The organism is Streptomyces sp. NPDC085927 (genome assembly GCF_044540975.1).
GTDB lineage: Bacteria > Actinomycetota > Actinomycetes > Streptomycetales > Streptomycetaceae > Streptomyces > Streptomyces hirsutus.
On record NZ_JBITSN010000011.1, the window covers coordinates 203814 to 221160 of the forward strand.

At 72.0% G+C, this 17347-nt stretch carries 16 protein-coding genes and 2 tRNA genes; 15 read left to right on the plus strand and 3 right to left on the minus strand.

Features of this window, described 5'->3' with window-relative positions:
- Positions 1-106: 106 nt before the first annotated feature.
- On the plus strand, positions 107-1336 hold the full coding sequence (locus tag ACIF80_RS26640; protein ID WP_399809333.1) for a glycosyltransferase family 2 protein: 1230 nt from the start codon (positions 107-109) through the stop codon (positions 1334-1336).
- On the opposite strand, the gene ACIF80_RS26645 is transcribed toward ACIF80_RS26640, so the two are convergent.
- Together ACIF80_RS26645 and ACIF80_RS26650 are read right to left on the minus strand one after the other, a co-directional pair.
- Entirely contained in the window at positions 1302-3386 is a 2085-nt protein-coding gene (locus ACIF80_RS26645; RefSeq protein ID WP_399809336.1) for a hypothetical protein, read from the minus strand. The genes ACIF80_RS26640 and ACIF80_RS26645 overlap by 35 nt on opposite strands.
- Positions 3387-3691: 305 nt before the next feature.
- Complete coding sequence (locus tag ACIF80_RS26650) at positions 3692-5113, minus strand: polysaccharide pyruvyl transferase family protein (RefSeq protein ID WP_399809420.1); 1422 nt, start codon at positions 5111-5113, stop codon at positions 3692-3694.
- A gap of 244 nt (positions 5114-5357) precedes the next feature.
- On the opposite strand from ACIF80_RS26650, the gene proB reads away from it, so the two are divergent.
- The 5 genes from proB (at position 5358) to ACIF80_RS26675 (ending at position 10381) form a co-directional block, all read left to right on the plus strand.
- Complete coding sequence (gene proB / locus ACIF80_RS26655) at positions 5358-6518, plus strand: glutamate 5-kinase (RefSeq protein WP_399809422.1); 1161 nt, start codon at positions 5358-5360, stop codon at positions 6516-6518.
- Positions 6519-6662: 144 nt separating this feature from the next.
- Positions 6663-7121: a hypothetical protein gene (locus ACIF80_RS26660; RefSeq protein ID WP_399809424.1), complete on the plus strand. Its 459-nt coding sequence runs from the start codon at positions 6663-6665 to the stop codon at positions 7119-7121.
- A gap of 123 nt (positions 7122-7244) precedes the next feature.
- Positions 7245-8531 (plus strand): glutamate-5-semialdehyde dehydrogenase, encoded by a 1287-nt coding sequence (locus ACIF80_RS26665; RefSeq protein ID WP_399809339.1) that lies wholly within the window; start codon positions 7245-7247, stop codon positions 8529-8531.
- Between the two features lie 48 nt (positions 8532-8579).
- Positions 8580-9200 carry a hypothetical protein gene (locus tag ACIF80_RS26670; protein WP_399809342.1) on the plus strand — a complete coding sequence of 207 codons (621 nt, stop codon included), beginning with the start codon at positions 8580-8582 and terminating at the stop codon, positions 9198-9200.
- 110 nt (positions 9201-9310) lie between these two features.
- The gene (locus ACIF80_RS26675; RefSeq protein ID WP_399809345.1) at positions 9311-10381 is read left to right on the plus strand and encodes a hypothetical protein; all 1071 of its coding nucleotides are present in this window, start codon (positions 9311-9313) and stop codon (positions 10379-10381) included.
- A gap of 10 nt (positions 10382-10391) precedes the next feature.
- Here ACIF80_RS26675 and ACIF80_RS26680 read toward each other — a convergent pair whose 3' ends face one another.
- A complete protein-coding gene (locus ACIF80_RS26680; protein WP_399809347.1) occupies positions 10392-11531 on the minus strand; it encodes a M48 family metallopeptidase in 1140 nt (379 codons plus the stop codon).
- Positions 11532-11990: 459 nt separating this feature from the next.
- On the opposite strand from ACIF80_RS26680, the gene ACIF80_RS26685 reads away from it, so the two are divergent.
- The 9 genes from ACIF80_RS26685 to ACIF80_RS26725 all read left to right on the plus strand — a co-directional run bounded on the left by ACIF80_RS26685 (position 11991) and on the right by ACIF80_RS26725 (position 17189).
- Entirely contained in the window at positions 11991-12155 is a 165-nt protein-coding gene (locus tag ACIF80_RS26685; RefSeq protein ID WP_399809350.1) for a hypothetical protein, read from the plus strand.
- A 91-nt stretch (positions 12156-12246) separates the two neighbouring features.
- Positions 12247-13011 carry a nicotinate-nucleotide adenylyltransferase gene (gene nadD, locus ACIF80_RS26690; RefSeq protein WP_399809353.1) on the plus strand — a complete coding sequence of 255 codons (765 nt, stop codon included), beginning with the start codon at positions 12247-12249 and terminating at the stop codon, positions 13009-13011.
- Positions 13012-13027: 16 nt separating this feature from the next.
- Positions 13028-14932 carry an LCP family protein gene (locus ACIF80_RS26695; RefSeq protein ID WP_399809356.1) on the plus strand — a complete coding sequence of 635 codons (1905 nt, stop codon included), beginning with the start codon at positions 13028-13030 and terminating at the stop codon, positions 14930-14932.
- 131 nt (positions 14933-15063) lie between these two features.
- Positions 15064-15510, plus strand: a complete 447-nt coding sequence (rsfS, locus tag ACIF80_RS26700) for a ribosome silencing factor (RefSeq protein ID WP_399809358.1) — start codon at positions 15064-15066, stop codon at positions 15508-15510.
- On the plus strand, positions 15501-16178 hold the full coding sequence (locus ACIF80_RS26705; protein WP_399809361.1) for a histidine phosphatase family protein: 678 nt from the start codon (positions 15501-15503) through the stop codon (positions 16176-16178). The genes rsfS and ACIF80_RS26705 overlap by 10 nt, the downstream gene beginning before the upstream one ends.
- Positions 16179-16283: 105 nt before the next feature.
- Positions 16284-16356: transfer RNA gene (locus ACIF80_RS26710), tRNA-Ala, on the plus strand.
- A gap of 208 nt (positions 16357-16564) precedes the next feature.
- Positions 16565-16738: a hypothetical protein gene (locus tag ACIF80_RS26715; protein ID WP_399809364.1), complete on the plus strand. Its 174-nt coding sequence runs from the start codon at positions 16565-16567 to the stop codon at positions 16736-16738.
- A gap of 3 nt (positions 16739-16741) precedes the next feature.
- Positions 16742-16975, plus strand: coding sequence for a hypothetical protein (locus tag ACIF80_RS26720; protein ID WP_388278192.1), 234 nt, complete (start codon positions 16742-16744; stop codon positions 16973-16975).
- 141 nt (positions 16976-17116) lie between these two features.
- Positions 17117-17189, plus strand: a tRNA-Ala gene (locus tag ACIF80_RS26725).
- Positions 17190-17347: the final 158 nt, after the last annotated feature.

The following is a 17347-nucleotide window of genomic DNA, read 5'->3' on the forward strand; positions in this document are numbered from 1 at the left end:
GGTCACTTGGATGGTGGTTCGAGGCAACCTTCTGTCTCGGACGCCCGTCTAACCAGGCAGCGAATGAGGCGATACAAGGGGAAAAATCCCATAACAAGGGGGAAGCGTGACCGTGGCGCAGCCTGACGTCACCGTGGTCATCGGGGCGTACGAAGCGATGCCGTACCTGGTCGAGTGCCTCGCTTCCGTGGAGGCGCAGACCATCGATCCGGAGCGCGTAGAGGTCGTCGCCGTCGACGACGGCTCGACGGACGGCACGGGGGAGTACCTGGAGGAGTTCGCGGAGCGTGCGTCCCTGCGCGTCACCGTGATCCGGCAGGCGAACTCGGGCGGCCCCAGCGGCCCGCGCAACGTCGGCCTGGACAAGGCCCGCGGGCGGTACGTCTTCTTCCTGGACGCCGACGACCGGCTGGGCCCCCAGGCCCTCGAGCGGATGGTCGCCATGGCGGACCGGGCCGGCACCGATGTCGTCCTGGGGCGGATCGAGGGCGTCAACCGCGGCGCCCCGAAGTCGATGTTCGGCCGTACGGTGGAGCGCACCGACGTGCACTCCTCCAACGTCATGTACACGCTCAGCGCGCAGAAGCTGTTCCGCCGCGCCCTGCTGAACCGGCACGGCTTACGGTTCGACGAGTCGCTCTACACCGGCGAGGACGCGCTGTTCACCATGGAGGCGTATCTCAGGGCGAACGGCGTCTCCGTGGTCGCCGACCACACCTGCTACTACCTGGTGGGCCGCGACGACGGCAAGCACGTGACCAAGAGCGGGAGCTACGTCCTGCGGTTCGACTCCGCCCGCCTCCTGATGAACCTGATCGCCGGCCTCGTCCCCGAAGGCCCCCAGCGTGACCGGCTGATGGTGCGGCCCTTCAGCATCACCCTGCTCCCGCAGTTCGGCCCCGGGTTCCTCAAGAACAGCGACCGGGTGCGGCGGCGCAAACTGGAACTGGCGAAGCCGCTGATGGACGCCCACTGGACCGAGGGCGTCGCCCGGCACCTGAAGGTCGAGGAACGGCTGAGGCTGCACCTGGTGGCCGAACAGCGGCTCGAACTCCTCCTCGACACGGTGAAGTTCACGGCGTCGAAGAAGCAGGCACCGGCCCTGATGGAGCGGCGGGGCCGACGCGTGTACCTCGTGTACCCGCACTTCCGCGACCGGGCGGCGGGCATCCCCGACTCCGTCTACCTCGCCACGCCCCGTGAGGCCCGCGCCTTCCCCGGCTACCGCGAGGGCGGCACGCCCACGGTCCTGCGCCGTGCCGCCCGCAGGGCCCGCCGCCTGCTGGCCTCCGCGGAGAAGGTCACACCGGAGGCACCGGCCGCGAGGGCGGCGTGACGGAACCCGTCGTGCCGGCGTCGGCTCCCGTACCGGCGCCGGATGCGCGGCGCGGACCGGGCAGCCGGTCCTCGGCGAGCCGCTGAGGCGGTGGCTGCCGCGCCTCGGCCTGTTCACCGCGCGCCCTGTGCTTCAGGGCGGCCGTGGACAGGGCGCGCAGGGCCGCGTTGCAGCGCTCCTGGGACGTCGGCTCGTCGGGGCCCAGCAGGCGCAGCTTCAACTCCGCGCGAGCGTCTGCCAGCTCGTCCTTCTCTGGGTACCGGACCGCCTCCAGCAGCGCCGGCACCCCGCTCGCGTCCGGGGTGAGCACGGTCGCCGCCGCCACCGTCGGGAACGCGGCACGGAAGGCGTCCTCGGACATCCCGCTGGTGTTCGCCACCGCGTACGGCTTGCCGCTGGCCAGGAAGTCGCTGATGACACTGGACACATCACTGATCAGCAGGTCGGCGACGTTGAAGCAGGCGTACAGGGCGGGCCGTACACCCGTGACGACCTGGTGCTCGTCCGGGGGCAGGGACGCCCAGTACGCCTCCTCCCAGGCCGCCGTGGCCTTCGCCACCGCCTCCGCCCGGCCGGGCGGAGGGGCCGACTGGGCCAGCATCCGCTCCACCTGGTCGGCGCCCTCCCGGACCCCGGCCGCCGTCAGCCGGTCCAGCCCAGCGGTGATCCGGTCCAGCTCGGAGGCGGATCGCGCGGATTCCGCGGGAGCCGCGGGCCGTTCCCGGTTCGCCGCCCGGATCAGCTCCCGGATGCGCCGGTCGGCGGCGCCCGCCGCGGGCTCCACCGAGCCGGTCAGCGGATGCGGCTTGTACAGCAGCCGCACACCCGGGTCCGCGAGCAGCGCCCGGACGAGGTCCTCCCCGGCCGCGACCACCGAGGTGTTGCCCGGGTTGCCGTCCCAGCCCTCCCAGGTCGGCGCGTACAGCACGGTGGTCCGGGCGTCGGCGGCCGGCGGACCCGACCGGGGGTGCACGGCGTGCAGTTGAGGGCGGCCGATCTCCACCACGTCCTTGTCCTCGACGCCGACCCCGGCCCGCGCGTACCGTTCACGCGCCTCGGGGCCGGCCACCCACACCTCGTCGTAGGCCTTCGCGTACGGGTTGCAGGACGACAGCTTGTCGCTCTCTCCGTGGTTGACGAAGGCGTGCTTGATCGTGGGGATGCGCAGCACCTGCGAGGTCTTGCCGGAGTTCGACGGGTGGATGAGCACCCGCAGCGTGGAGTGCTCGAGCCGCATGAGGGTGGACACCTTCGGCAGGCACACGACCGGGAGGTCGGTCGCCGCGATCCTCGCCACCATGAACCGTTCGCGCAGGATGACGACAGGCCGTCCGTCGAGCCTGCTCATCGTCTCCAGCCACATGTTGGCCTGGTAGGCGGAGGACACCCCGCCGGAGAAGTACAGGCCGACCGTGGGCCGGTAGTCGGCCAGCCAGGCGTCGAACCAGTCGAGCACCTCCTGCTCGCCCGCCGGACGCCGGGAGGGCAGCAGTCGCACCAGCAGTGCGACCAGGCCCGCCGCCGCGAGCACCACCGACACCGCGGTCCCGGCCGCCGCGGGCAGGGGCTCCCGGGTCGCCGCCGCCGTGGCCAGGCCGGCGGTCGTGGGCAGGCCCAGGAGCAGCAGCCGGTGGCCGGGGCGGCGCAGCAGCGCGGTCGGGGCGGGGGACAGGCGCAGCGCCGCGGCGTCGATGTTGCGGGTCAGCACCGGCAGCGTGCGGGTGCGGCGGACCAGCACGGACACCGCCTGGACCGCGCAGTGCAGCGCGTAGAAGACGAGCAGACCGGCGACCGGCCACGCGAACTGCGGCTCCCGGTCGTGCTCCCCGAGCCGCAGCAGGCCCACCACCAGGAGCAGATCGCGCAGTACGTGGCGGACGGTGATGTCCGCGTGCGACTTGGCCAGCAGCGACAGCATGCCGGGCTGCCACCGGTACAGCACGCCCTCGGCGGTCAGGGACACCGCGGTCGCGGCGAGCAGCAGCGGGACGTCCGGGAGCAGGGCCCCGGCGGCCTGTGCCACGAAGGCGGCGGCCAGGACGGCCGCCATCAGTCCTCTGGCGGCGAGCGGGCGGCCGGACGGACGGGGCGAGGCACGGCGTCGGCCGACGCTCGCCGCGAGCCGGCGACGGGATCGGGACAGCCGGCCGGACCGGGACGGCCGACCGGTTCGGGACAGGGGCAGGGGCACGCGGTCACTCCAGGGTGCGTCGCGGAGACGGACGCACGGGTTAACGCGTACCGACGTCCGGACGACACGCGCGTGTCCGCACCGTGTGCGGTGACCGGTGACTGCTATGGCCCGAAAAGGCCCCGCGGCCGGGGCCTGCCCCGGCCGCGCGGCCCGGCGTGGCCCTAGCCGCGCCCTCCCTTGAGTGCCTTGCGCAGGGGGCGGCCCACGACCCGGCGGGCCTTGCGGTACACCGAGCGGGACGCGGGGGCGACCACGGTGGTCTTCCCGGCGGCGCTCTTGGCCGCGGTCTTGACTCCCGCCTTGACGCCGGCCAGTTCCTTCTTCAGCTTGGCGTTGTCCGCGGTCAGTTCACTGACCCGGGTGTGCAGCCAGCCGAAGCGCGCGATGAGCGAGGCCGGGTCGGTGTCGATCCACGGCCGGACACCGCCGGGGAAGTCCAGCGAGCGCAGCCGCTCCTCGTACGCCGCGCCGCCGTCGCCGTGCGTGAACGTGTTGTCCAGCCCGTTGCGGTCGAGGAACGAGGTGAACCGCTCGAACCGCTCGTGGTGGTTGCCGGTGAGCGCGCTGAGGTCGGTCTCCTCGTACAGCCGCGCCGGGTCGATCTCCTCGGGCAGCTGGTCGAGGGTGTGGTGCGGGATCTCGAAGTAGCGGCACAGCTCCAGCGTGCGCGAGTCCGAGCACAGCACGTTCGCGGGCGTACCGGCCAGCAGTGCCGCGATGTTGCCGTGGATGCGGGAACCGAAGGAGAAGTCGAAGTCCCGCAGGTCGTCGATCCAGGTCACCGGGTCGATGTAGACGCGGACCTTGCCCTCCCGGTACATCGGGTGGTCGGGGTGCGTCGGCATCCCGGTGACCTTCCCGTTCGGGTCGGACAGGTCCCGCCAGTGCAACTGCCTTGCGTCGCTGAGGTTCTGGCCTATGAACCGCAGGTTCGGGTAGCGGGCGTGGGTACGGGTGATGACCCGGCCCAGACCCTGGCTGCGGACCGCGTTGTGCGAACCGTTGATCGCGATGCGGGAGTCGGCGGTCAGCTCCTGCGACCGCTTCTGTACGGCGAGTTCCTTGCCGTACATGAACAGCGAGGGGCAGCCGATGACGTCGACGTCCTTGAACCCGAGGCCGTTCAGGTACTTCTCGGTGAACTCGCCGCGCACGCCGATCGACGCGCTGCGGTCCAGCACGGCGGAGACGAACTCGCGCACCGCCGGCTCCATCGGCTTCAGCCGCGCCGGGTTGTAGTCGAGACCCGCCTGCGCGCCGATGCCGACGACGATCACCGGGATCTTCAACTGGCTGATCAGCCGCGTCAGCCGCCGCAGACTCCCCTCGAACGACGGCCGGAAGGCGTTGGCGAGCGGCACGACGAAGGCGTCGTACTCCTCGTTGATGCGTCCCGCGGGAGTCCCGTCGGCCCGGATGCCGTTGGACACCACCGTGGTGTGCGGTGTCTCGAGGATCTTGTGCGTGGCGTCGCTGAAGATCAGGTTGCCCGCGTTGCTGGCGAACACGTCGCGTTGGAGGGCTTCCTCGACCGAAAAGACGTCGTAGGGGCTCTTCCCCGATCTGAGGAGGATGCGCTGGATGCGAGAAGCGTTGGGTGACACCAGTTCACACTATGTTTCCGAAAGCTTTTATTTCTATAGGCAACCAATGCAAGCTTTTTCACATCATCCCTCCGTGAGGGCACGATTACGCACGGGCGTCCGGAGGCTGGACGGACGGGCGCCCCCCGCCCCACTTCGCGTAGATTGCCGGTGGGGACGCCCGGGCCGGCCCCGTGGTCGACACGAGGGGACGGAGCAGCAGGTGGCAAGGGCAAGGCAGGCCGTGAGCGAGGCCCGCAGGATCGTCGTCAAGGTCGGATCCTCCTCGCTGACGACCGCGGCGGGCGGCCTGGACGCCGACCGGGTCGACGCACTCGTCGACGTGCTCGCGAAGGTCCGAAACGAAGGTGTGGCCCGCAGGGCCTCGGTCGAGGGTGGTGGCGGGAGACGGGCGGGCGGGGGAGAGCGCGAACTCGTCCTCGTCTCCTCCGGTGCCATCGCCGCCGGACTCGCCCCCCTGGGCCTCGCCCGGCGACCGCGCGACCTCGCCCGCCAGCAGGCCGCCGCCAGCGTCGGCCAGGGCCTGTTGATGGCCCGTTACACCGCTTCCTTCGCCCGCTACGGCGTCCGCGTCGGCCAAGTACTGCTCACCTCCGACGACATGAGCCGCCGCGCCCACCACCGCAACGCCTCCCGCACCCTCGACAAACTGCTGGCGATGGGCGCCTTCCCGGTCGTCAACGAGAACGACACCGTCGCCACCGACGAGATCCGCTTCGGCGACAACGACCGGCTCGCCGCCCTCGTCGCCCACCTGGTCCACGCCGACCTGCTGGTCCTGCTGTCCGACGTGGACGGCGTGTACGACGGGGACCCCGCCCGGCCCGGCACCTCGCGGATCTCGCTGGTGCGGGGCCCGGAGGACCTCGCCCACGTCGAGATCGGCAGCGCCGGGAAGGCCGGCGTCGGCACCGGCGGCATGGTCACCAAGATCGAGGCCGCCTCGATCGCCGCCGCCGCGGGCGTCCCGGTCGTGCTGACCAGCACCGTGCACGCGGGTGACGCCCTCGCCGGCGCGGACACCGGCACCTACTTCCACCCCACCGGCCGGCGCTCCGCCGACCGGCTGCTGTGGCTCCAGCACGCGTCCACCCCCCAGGGCTCGCTCACCCTCGACGACGGCGCGGTGCGCGCGGTCGTCGAGCGCCGCAAGTCGCTGCTGCCGGCCGGGATCGCGGGCGTCGAGGGCGAGTTCAGCGCGGGCGACCCGGTCGAGCTGCGGGACCGCGAGGGACGGCCGGTGGCCCGCGGCCTGGTCAACTTCGACGCCCGGGAGATCCCCCAACTGATCGGCCGCTCCACCCACGACCTCGCCCGCGAGCTCGGCCCCGAGTACGAACGCGAGGTCGTACACAGGGACGATCTGGTGGTCCTGCATCCGTAAATGTGCCGGATCGCGCGCCCCCCGCGGTGGACGTTCCGCAAAACCGCCCCACGACGCCCGGCGGCCTGCTCAACTTTGTCCCAGGGAACACATCCGCCCGGCCCCAGGGCCGGTCTGTGCGTGAAGGAGGCCGTCGTGAGACGAGTGCGCCCTGGGACGACGACGTCCCGCGGTGGTGCCGGCTCCCGCGCGGTCGGCGAGGAACGCGCCCTGGCCGGCGTCGCGGCGGGCGACCGGTTCCAGAGCGGCGAGCCCCGGGACCTCCCGCGCCTGTGGCACGTCACCCTCAGCGTCTCCGGCGGCCGGGCCCCGATCGCCGAGGTCCGCCGCGCCCTGGAACAGCTCGCCCACGACCACCCCTTCCTGCTGACCAGCCGGTACGCCGAGGACCACGCGGAGATCCGCTACTGGGAGGAGGCCCGCGACCTGCACGACGCCGCCGCCGTGGCACTGCGCCTGTGGGGCGAGCACCGGCAGACCGCGGGGCTGCCGCCCTGGGAGATCGTCGGCCTGGAGGTCATCGACCGGGCCACCTACCACCAGCGCATCGCCGCGGGCTACGGTCCCGCGCCGGCGACGCCGGTGGGGGTACATCCGTTCTGACCCGGGAGACCGGTTCGGCCCTCGGTGAGCGAGACGGCCCTTCGTGCCGGCCACCGCGGCCCCCGGTGTCTCGGGGTTCGGGATACCGGTGGCCGGGCCCTCCGGCCGCACTACCCTTCCCTCATGACCACGCTTTCGCCGTACGACTCGATGTCCCCGGTCAACCAGGCCGCCTACCGGGCCAAGGGGGCCGCCGCCACCCTCGCGCCGCTGCCGCGCGCGGCGAAGGACGACGCGCTGCTCGCCGTCGCGGACGCGCTGGAGGTCCGGGCGAGCGAGATCGTCGAAGCCAATGCCCAGGACGTCGCCAAGGCACGTGAGGCGGGCATCAGCGAGGGCATGATCGACCGGCTCACCCTCACCCCGGAGCGGGTGCGCGCGATCGCCTCCGACGTGCGGGACGTGGCCGCGCTGCCCGACCCGGTCGGCGAGGTCGTCCGCGGCTCCACCCTGCCCAACGGCATCGACCTGCGGCAGGTCCGGGTGCCGCTCGGCGTCGTCGGGATCATCTACGAGGGCCGCCCCAACGTCACGGTCGACGCCGCCGCCCTGTGCCTGAAGTCCGGCAACGCGGTCCTGCTGCGCGGCTCGTCCTCCGCGTACCGGTCGAACACCGCGCTGGTCCGGGTGCTGCGCGACGCCGTGGGCGGCGCCGGGCTGCCCGCCGACGCCGTGCAGCTGGTGCCCGGCGAGGGCCGGGACAGCGTGCGCGAGCTGATGCGCGCCCGCGGCCTGGTCGACGTCCTCATCCCGCGCGGCGGCGCCTCCCTGATCAACACGGTCGTCCAGGAGTCGATCGTCCCGGTCATCGAGACCGGCACCGGCAACTGCCACGTCTACGTCGACGCCGACGCCGACCTCGACACCGCCGTGGAGATCCTGGTCAACTCCAAGGCCCAGCGGGTCGGCGTCTGCAACGCCGCCGAGACCCTCCTGGTCCACCAGGACATCGCCCCCGCGTTCCTGCCGCGCGCCCTGGACGCCCTGGCCGGGGCCGGGGTCACCGTGCACGCCGACGAGCGGGTGATGGCGTACGCCAAGGACTCCGCGGCGACGGTCGTGGAGGCCACCACGGAGGACTGGGAGACCGAGTACCTCTCCCACGACATCGCCGCGGCCGTCGTCGACTCGCTGGACCGGGCCGTGGAGCACATCCGGCTGTGGACCTCCGGCCACACCGAGGCGATCGTCACCACTTCGCAGCAGGCGGCCCGCCGGTTCACCCAACTGGTGGATTCCACCACCGTCGCCGTCAACGCCTCCACCCGGTTCACCGACGGCGGCCAGTTCGGCTTCGGCGCGGAGATCGGCATCTCCACGCAGAAGCTGCACGCCCGGGGGCCGATGGGCCTGCCGGAGCTGACCAGCACCAAGTACATCGTGACCGGCGACGGACACGTCCGCCGCTGATCCACGCCGCGGGGGCAGACGGACGAATTTCCGTACCGTCTGCCCAAATTGACCCCTCCGGTCTACTCTGGAGACGTGCCGGAGGACGTGGGGGGCACGCCGTTCCCTGACGGCGGGGAGCCCGACGACGACCACGACCGCGGAGTGTCGGACGAAGAGTTCGCCTCCGTGGTCTTCGACGAGGCTTTCATCGGCGCGGCCGTGGTCCACGAGCCGACCGCCGTCGAACGCCTCCTCGCCGCCGCCCAGGCCAGAGCCGAGGCCTCCGAGGCCGAGGCCCACCGCACCCGCCCGCCGACCGATCGGTACGACGGGTACGACGGCCACGGACGGTACGGCCGCCGCCACCGGGCCGACGACGACGGTGACGACTTCACCGGCGGGGACGACGGCCCCGACGCCCCGGAGGACGACTACGGCTATCCGGGGCCGTACGGCAGACAGGTCCGCTGGCACCGCCCGGTCGCCTGGATGCTCGCCCTGGTGATGGGCGTCGGCATGGTCGCGCTCGCCTTCTCGGCCGTCTACCGGGGGTCCTCCGCGAACAACCGGCAGGACCCGGTGCCGCCACCCGCCTCGACCGGCCTGGAGCAGGGCGGCGGCGCGGCTCCGTCCGCCTCCGCCGACTACTCCCGGCCGGACGTCCCGGTGATCCCGAGCAGCCCCTGAGGCTCGTCGTGCGGGGACGCCGGCGGGGCCGCCGGCCCGGGTGGGAAGCCGCCGCAACTTGGCGCGCGCCACGGAGTTTACGCGGGCTCCCCGCGACCTACTCTGAAGATATGGCAGGGCCTGCGGACCCACCCGGAGGGGCACCCGAGGGCACCCCCGGAGGTGGCGAGGACGAGTACCGGTCCGTCGTCTTCGACGAGACCTTCGTCCGGGCTGCCCGCCTCCAGGAGTTCTCCGCCCGGGAGCGCATCACCGACCACGCCCCCGCCGTACGCCGCCGGCCGCCCCGGCACCGGGGCCTGTCCCGGCAGGTGCTGCTCCTCGTGGTGCTGATCGCCATGGCCTTCGGCACCGCGATCTACATGGGCGTACGCCATCCCTCCCGGACACCCGGCGCCGGGGAGGCCGTCGAGCCGCTGCGCATGACCGTGGTCCCGCTCGCTCCCGAGGGCAAGGTGCCCGGCACCCCCGATATCGAACGGCTGTACGACAACAGCCCGGCGGCGCAGTTCCGTGTCGGGGCCGAGGGAGTGACGCTCCCGGCGTCCCGCCGTACCGCGCACTTCTCGGACGGGCAGATCGTGACGGCGCTGCTCACCGCGAAGGACTACATCGTCCGGTCCGCCCTCGACCCCGAGGTGCTCACCGGCGGGCAGACCCGCTCCGTACGCATCCTGCTCGGCGTCGACCAGCAGGACCAGTTCGACCGGAGCTTCACCCGGCCGGCCCCGGACGGGCGGCACGCGCCCACCGGATGGCTCGTCCGCTTCGACCCCTCCCGCGCGGAGCTGGCCGACCGCAGGATCCGCGTCCAGGGCACCCTGCAGGCGGCCGAGACCGACTCCGGCACCCTCGAGGTCACCGCGGACCACACCTCGGTGTACGCGCTGCGGCCGGCCGACGCGGACCCGGGCTCCCGGGTGTCGCTGTTCACCGTCCGGCGCGAGCTGCACTTCCGCTTCGACCGCGAGGACCTGCGCCTGCACCAGGCGCAGCTCGTCGTCTCCCACGTCCAGGCCGGCCCGCTGTCCTGCGCCGAGGACTCCGCGAGCCGTCTGCGCCCCCTGCTGGCGGGCGGCACGGCCAAGGAGGGCGGCCCCGCGGCCACCGACCCGTACGCCACGGACGGCACCCCGGCCCTGTGCGGCTCACTGGCGGCGGAGGCGCAGCCCTGGGTGTGACGCCCGTGTCTCAGGTGCCGTCGCGCGGCGGCAGGTCGTCCCCGGTGTCCGGGTCCGACGGCGTACCCGGCGCCTGGGGCCCGTCCGGTCCCTGCGCGGGCCTCGGCCCCGAGGACGCGAAGCCGCCGAAACCGCGGCGGACCCGGTCGCCCAGGTCCCCGGCGCCGCCCGCGATGTCGCTGACCAGCTTCATCAGCGGGTCCTTGGAGTTCTTCACATCACCGGCGTAACTGCTCGCCGAGTCGCGCCAGGAGTCCCGTACCGAGGCGCCCTTGTCCTCGTCGCGCCGCGGGTAGTGGCCGTCCATGACCCGCTGGTACTCGCGGGTCTCCGCCCACTTCTTCAGCTCGGCGGCCCGGACGGTAGTGAACGGGTGGGAGCGGGGCAGCACGTTGAGGATCTTCAGCACGGAGTCGCGCAGATCGCCCCCGGCGTCGTACTCCTCGGCCTGCTCCAGGAACGCGTCGACGTTCATCTCGTGCAGGTGGTTGCCACCGGCGATCTTCATCAGGCCGCGCATCGAGGCCTGCAGATCCTGGCCCACCAGCAGCCCCGCACGGTCCGCGGACAGCTCCGACTTGCGGAACCACTCGCGCAGCGCCGTCACGATCGCCATGATCGCGACGCTGCCCAGCGGAATCCAGGCCACCCGCACCGCGAGGGACGTCAGGAACAGCAGGATGGTCCGGTACACCGAGTGCCCGGACAGCGCGTGCCCGACCTCGTGCCCGACGACGGCCCGCATCTCCTCCTCGTCGAGCAGCTCGACCAGCCCCGTGGTGACCACGATGATCGGCTCGTCCAGGCCGATGCACATCGCGTTCGGCGTCGGGTCCTGGTTCACGTACATCGGCGGGACCTTCTCCAGGTCCAGGATGTAGCAGGCGTCCCGCAGCATGACGTTGAGGTGCGCGAACTGCCGTTCCGAGACGCGCACCGAGTCGGACAGGAAGAGCAGCCGAAGGCTGCGCTCGGGCAGCAGACCGCTCAGCGCCTTGAAGACCGTGTCGAAACCGGTCAGCTTGCGCAGCGCCACCAGGGCGGAGCGGTCGGCGGGGTGTTCGTACGCACGCGAGGAGATTCCGGGGAAACGCCTGCGCTGCCTGCTCGGCACCTTCTCGTGCCCGTTGTGCTGATGGCCGTCGGACATGTGTCCCCCATGTGCGTCTGTGTGACCTTCGCGGTCCGTTGTGACCTTCGCGGTCCGTTGTGACCTTCGCGGTTCCCGGTGCCGTCCCTCGGCGGTCCCCCGTCCGGCCCTTCGACCGCCCCGGGACGAGGCCCAGCCTAGGTGGAGAAGGCACGGACCGGCAGACCGGTGGAGCGGAAGAGCAACGCGGCCGGGAGCGCGCGTGGAGCACCGTTCCCGAGCCGCCCGGCTCCCCGGGAAGGACGATCAGGAGCGCGGGATGGTTGCGTGACCCCGCCGTCCCCCACCCGCCCGGGAGGCACCGGGGAGCACGGGGGGAAGCAGTGGGGAGGCACCGGAGAGGCATCGAAGAGGCGGCCGGGACCCGCAACGGCGGAGTCGGAGTGATCGGCGCGAAGGCGCCCGCATACGATGAGCCGACGTCTTTATCCCGCCCACACGCGATAGGTACTGCCGAAGATGAGCTTCCACAGCGCCGCTGCCCAGTTGGTCACCCTCGCCGCCGAGGGCGGAGAGCACAGTGGCAACCACGAGAGCCTCAACCCCTACCTGGTCGGTGGCTGCGTCCTGGCCGGTCTGCTGCTCCTGCTGTGGATCACGACCCGCTTCAACCGCGACCGGTAGATCCCCCGGACCCCCGGGGCCTGTTCGGGCATGGCCAAAGGACGCACCTGGCGGCCGGAGCGTTCGGAGAGGGCCGGTAGGGTCTGCACGCATGGGAGAGCAGGACATGCCTACCGGTCCGGTGGAGGGCACGGCCGGGGAACCGACCGAGCCCGTGGTCACGACCGGAGCGGGGGCCGAAGGCACGGCCGAGCAGCCGGCGAGCGGCGCCGAGCACCGTCCGGCGCCGCGCCGGGCCGGCGGCCCGGGCAGCGGACCGCCGCAGCCGGGCAAGCGCCGCCTCGGCGTCATGGGCGGCACCTTCGACCCGATCCACCACGGGCACCTGGTGGCGGCCAGCGAGGTCGCCGCGCGGTTCCACCTCGACGAGGTGGTCTTCGTCCCCACCGGGCAGCCGTGGCAGAAGAGCCACCGGGTGGTCTCCGCGGCCGAGGACCGCTACCTGATGACGGTCGTCGCGACCGTCGAGAACCCGCAGTTCTCGGTGAGCCGGATCGACATCGACCGCGGCGGGCCCACCTACACCGCGGACACCCTGCGCGACCTGCGGGCGCTCAACCCCGACACGGACCTGTTCTTCATCACCGGAGCCGACGCCCTCGCGCAGATCCTCACCTGGCGGGACAGCGAGGAACTGTTCTCCCTCGCGCACTTCGTGGGCGTCACCAGGCCCGGCCATCATCTGACCGACGCGGGTCTGCCCGAGGGGGGCGTCTCGCTCGTCGAGGTCCCCGCCCTGGCCATTTCCTCGACGGACTGCCGTGCGAGAGTCGCCAAGGGAGATCCCGTCTGGTACCTGGTGCCGGACGGGGTCGTGCGCTACATCGCCAAGCGTGAGCTGTACCGCGGCGAGTGAGCCGAGAGGGGCACCGGTGAACGACCGATACGACGCGGGGTACGGGGACGGCGGGGACGACCCGTACGGGCTTGTGGGTTACGACGAGTACGGCCGGCCCGTCTACCGCCAGGCCGACACCCAGGCACCGGCCCAGCAGGCCCCGCAGCAGCCGTACGACCCGTACCGGCAGCAGGGGCAGCAGGACCCGTACGGGCAGGAGCAGGGGCAGGGCCCGCAGGGCTACGACGGCGGATACGGATACGGCTACGACCCGTACGCCCCCGGCGGCTCGCAGCAGCCTCCGCAGCCCTACGACTCCTACGGGACCGGGACCGGGACGGGTACCGGGCAGCAGCAGCCGCAGACGCCTCCCTACGACCCCTACGGGGCCCAGGGAGGCTACGGCACCCCCCAGGGCGGCGCGACGGCCGCCCCGTACGACCCCTATGGCGACTTCTCCGGCGACCCCTACGGGCAGACCGCGCAGGGCGGTACCGGGCAGCAGCCCCGGGTCGTCGAGCAGACCGCGCACATCCCGCAGCAGCCCGGCCCGGCCGACGGCGGAACCGACCTCGACGGCCATGACAGCCGTGACGGCCATGACGGTCGTCACGACCGTGACGACCGTGACGACCGTCCGGCTGCGGACTCCGAGGCGCCCGAACGGGAGTACCGCACCGAGCAGTTCGCCTTCGTCGAGGAACCGGACGGCGACTCCGAGGACGTCATCGACTGGCTGCAGTTCACCGAGAACCGCACCGAGCGCCGCGAGGAGGCCAAGCGCCGCGCACGCGGCCGGATCGTCGCCCTGGTCGTGGTCTTCGCCCTGGTCGCGGCCGGCGGCGTCGGCTACCTCTGGTACGCCGGGAAGCTCCCCGGTCTGTCCGGCTCCGACGCCGGTACGGGCACCACGACGGCCGCGGGCGCCCAGAAGCGGGACGTCCTCGTCGTCCACCTGCACGACACCAAGGGGGACGGCACCGCCACCGCGCTGCTCGTCGACAACACCACCACCAAGCGGGGCACCACCGTCCTGCTGCCCAACTCCCTGGCCCTCGCCGCCGAGGACGGCACCACCACCACACTCGCCAAGTCGGTCGAGGACGACGGATCCGGCGGTACCCGGAGCGCCCTCGACACGGCTCTCGGCACCGACATCGAGGGCACCTGGCGGCTGGACACGCCCTATCTGCAGAACCTCGTCGACCTGGTCGGCAACATCGACATCGACACCGACGCCGACGTGCCCGACCCGGACGCGAAGAAGAAGGGCGAGGCCCCCCTGGTCAAGAAGGGGAAGAGCCAGACCCTCACCGGGAAGATGGCCGTCGCCTACGCCACCCACCGCGCCTCCGGCGATGCGCAGGACGCCCAGCTGGAGCGGTTCGGGCAGGTCATGCAGGGGGTGCTGCGGAAGATGACGTCCGACGCGGGCGCCGCGACGACCACCATCCAGACCCTGGGGCAGATCATCGAGCCGCCCCTGACCGACAAGGACCTCGGCTCCTTCCTCGCCCGGCTCGCCGACCTGGCCAAGGGCGGCGACCACAGCACCACGCTGCTGCCGGTCCAGGACGACGGCACGCTCACCGCGGAGACGAGCGACAGCGTGGTCAAGGAGGTGCTCGGCGGCACCGCGAAGAGCCCCGACAAGGACGCCGCCGTCAGCGTCTCCGTGCGCAACGCCACCGGTGTCGCGGACAACACCGAGAAGGCCCGGGTCGTGCTCCTCAACGGCGGCTTCACCTTCCTGGAGGGCGGCACGGCCACCGCGGCCGCGGCCTCCGGGGTCGTCTACGCGAACGACGCCGACAAGGAGAACGCCTCCGAGGTCGCCAAGACCCTGGGACTGCCCACCGAGTCCGTCACCAAGGGCAAGGTCTCCGGGAACGCCAGGGTCTCGGTGGTCCTGGGCCAGGACTACGAGCCGGGCACCTGACCGGACCGCGGTACGCCCGGCCGGACGCCCTTACGGGGGCACCCGGCCGGGCCCGCCCCGAAACGCGTGGGGCGCGCCCGGCGGTCCGTGAGACCCTTGAAGGCAAACGACCGCCGAGCGAAAGCCTTGTAGTGACCGCAACCGACCGTTCCATCGAGCTCGTCTCCACCGCTGCCCAGGCCGCGGCCGACAAGCTCGCGCACGACATCGTCGCCTACGACGTCAGTGACGTGCTGTCCATCACCGACGCTTTCCTGCTGGCCTCCGCGCCCAACGACCGTCAGGTCAAGTCGATCGTCGACGAGATCGAGGAGCGGCTCAGCAAGGAGCTCGACGCCAAGCCGGTCCGCCGCGAGGGCGACCGCGAGGCCCGCTGGGTGCTGCTCGACTACGTCGACATCGTCGTCCACGTCCAGCACAGCGAGGAGCGCGTCTTCTACGCCCTGGAGCGGCTGTGGAAGGACTGCCCCGAGCTGGAGCTGCCCGAGGACGCCGTGGCCACCCGCGGCAAGGCCGCCGAGCACGCCCGGCAGAAGGAGGCCGAGGAGACCGCGGAGCCGGGTGGTGAGTGGCGTTGAGCCCCGCCGCTGAGACGTTCGGTTCCGGCGGAGGCCGGGGCCGCCGCGTCATCCTGTGGCGGCACGGCCAGACCTCCTGGAACGTGGAGCGCCGCTTCCAGGGCAGTACGGACGTGGAGCTGACCGGGACCGGCGTCGCCCAGGCGCGCCGGGCCGCCCGCCTCCTCGCCGGTCTCGAGCCCGACGCGATCATCGCCTCCGACCTGAGGCGGGCCGCCGACACCGCCGCGGAACTCGCCGCCCTCACCGGCCTGCAGCCGGTCCACGACGAGGCCCTGCGGGAGACCTACGCGGGCGTCTGGCAGGGCCTGACGCACGACGAGATCATCGCCAGGTACGGCGACGAGTACACCGCCTGGAAGCGCGGCGAGCCGGTGCGCAGGGGCGGCGGTGAACTGGAGACCGAGGTCGCCGACCGCGCCGCCCCGGTGGTGCTCCGGCACGCGGACAAGCTCCCGGACGGCGGCACGCTCGTGGTGGTCAGCCACGGCGGCACGATCCGTACCACCATCGGCCGGCTGATCGGCCTCGACCCGCGCACCTGGGAGAGCCTGGGCGGGCTCACCAACTGCTGCTGGTCCGTCCTCGGCGAGGGCGCCCTCGGCTGGCGGCTGCTCGAGCACAACGCCGGCACCCTGCCGGAACCGGTGCTCGGCGACGACGACTAGGGCCTGTCCTGAACCCCCGGGCGTGGCCCGGGGGCCGGATTTCACTTTCCGGCAGGTCGCAGGCTAAAGTTCTTCTTGTTCGCCCGCCGAGCGGGAAGAACACTCGGGGCTATAGCTCAGTTGGTAGAGCGCCTGCATGGCATGCAGGAGGTCAGGAGTTCAATTCTCCTTAGCTCCACAGATCACATGACGAAGATCCCGTCCTCGGTACGAGGGCGGGTTTTTCGTTGTTCCTGGTTGAGTGGGAAGGCGCCGACGGGCGTATACCTCTGTGAGGCGCCCAGCCGTGTCCCGACCGGTACCCAGACGTCGCTGACCGTAGTGGTCCGGCCGTGGCAGAATCAAACGACCGGAAGGGGGCGCGGCCCTACGGGAGGGAGTTGTTGATGCCTGCGAGCATCCACGGGGAGGTCGACCACCTCTTCGGCGGGGTGTTGACACGACGGACCTCGACCCGGCTCCGCCGCCCTTCCTGCGGTTCCGCGCACCTCGCCCCGACTCTCGGTGACAACGGCGGTGCCTCCTACGTGTGTGCGGCCTGCGGCCACAGCTGGAGCTGAGCGATGGGTGCACACAGGCGAAGGTGCGACTGGTGCGGCAGAGGGACGCCGATCGTCCGGGACATGGAGCCGGTCAACTCCGAGTACCAGTACTGGTGCGAGGAGTGCGCGCGGGCGCTGATCATAAAAGGCGACCCGATCGAGACGTACCGCGAACTCGAGGGCGAACCGATCTACGGCCGGCTCCTCGATGAGCACTGCACGCTCAAGCGCTTCTATTCGTTCGTGACCGCGTGACCGCGTGACCGCGTGACCGCGCGTTGCGGTTCGGGTGACATTGCGGGCAGAACCGGGCGCAGCGGAATCGATTTGGTGTTGGGCCCCGGTGACCGTGTAAAGTTGGCGTCGCCGCCGGGGCAACCGGGCGGGATGTGACCTGGGGCTATAGCTCAGTTGGTAGAGCGCCTGCATGGCATGCAGGAGGTCAGGAGTTCAATTCTCCTTAGCTCCACAGCAGTAGAGGGCGGATCATCCGATCGGATGATCCGTCCTCTGCGCGTTGTCGGATGTGCGACCGTGGGGGGCGCCCCCGCGGGCGGGCCCCCCCCCCCCCGGGCCGCGGCCCCCCCCCCGCCCGCCCCCGCCCCGGGGGGGGCCCCGCCCCCGTCC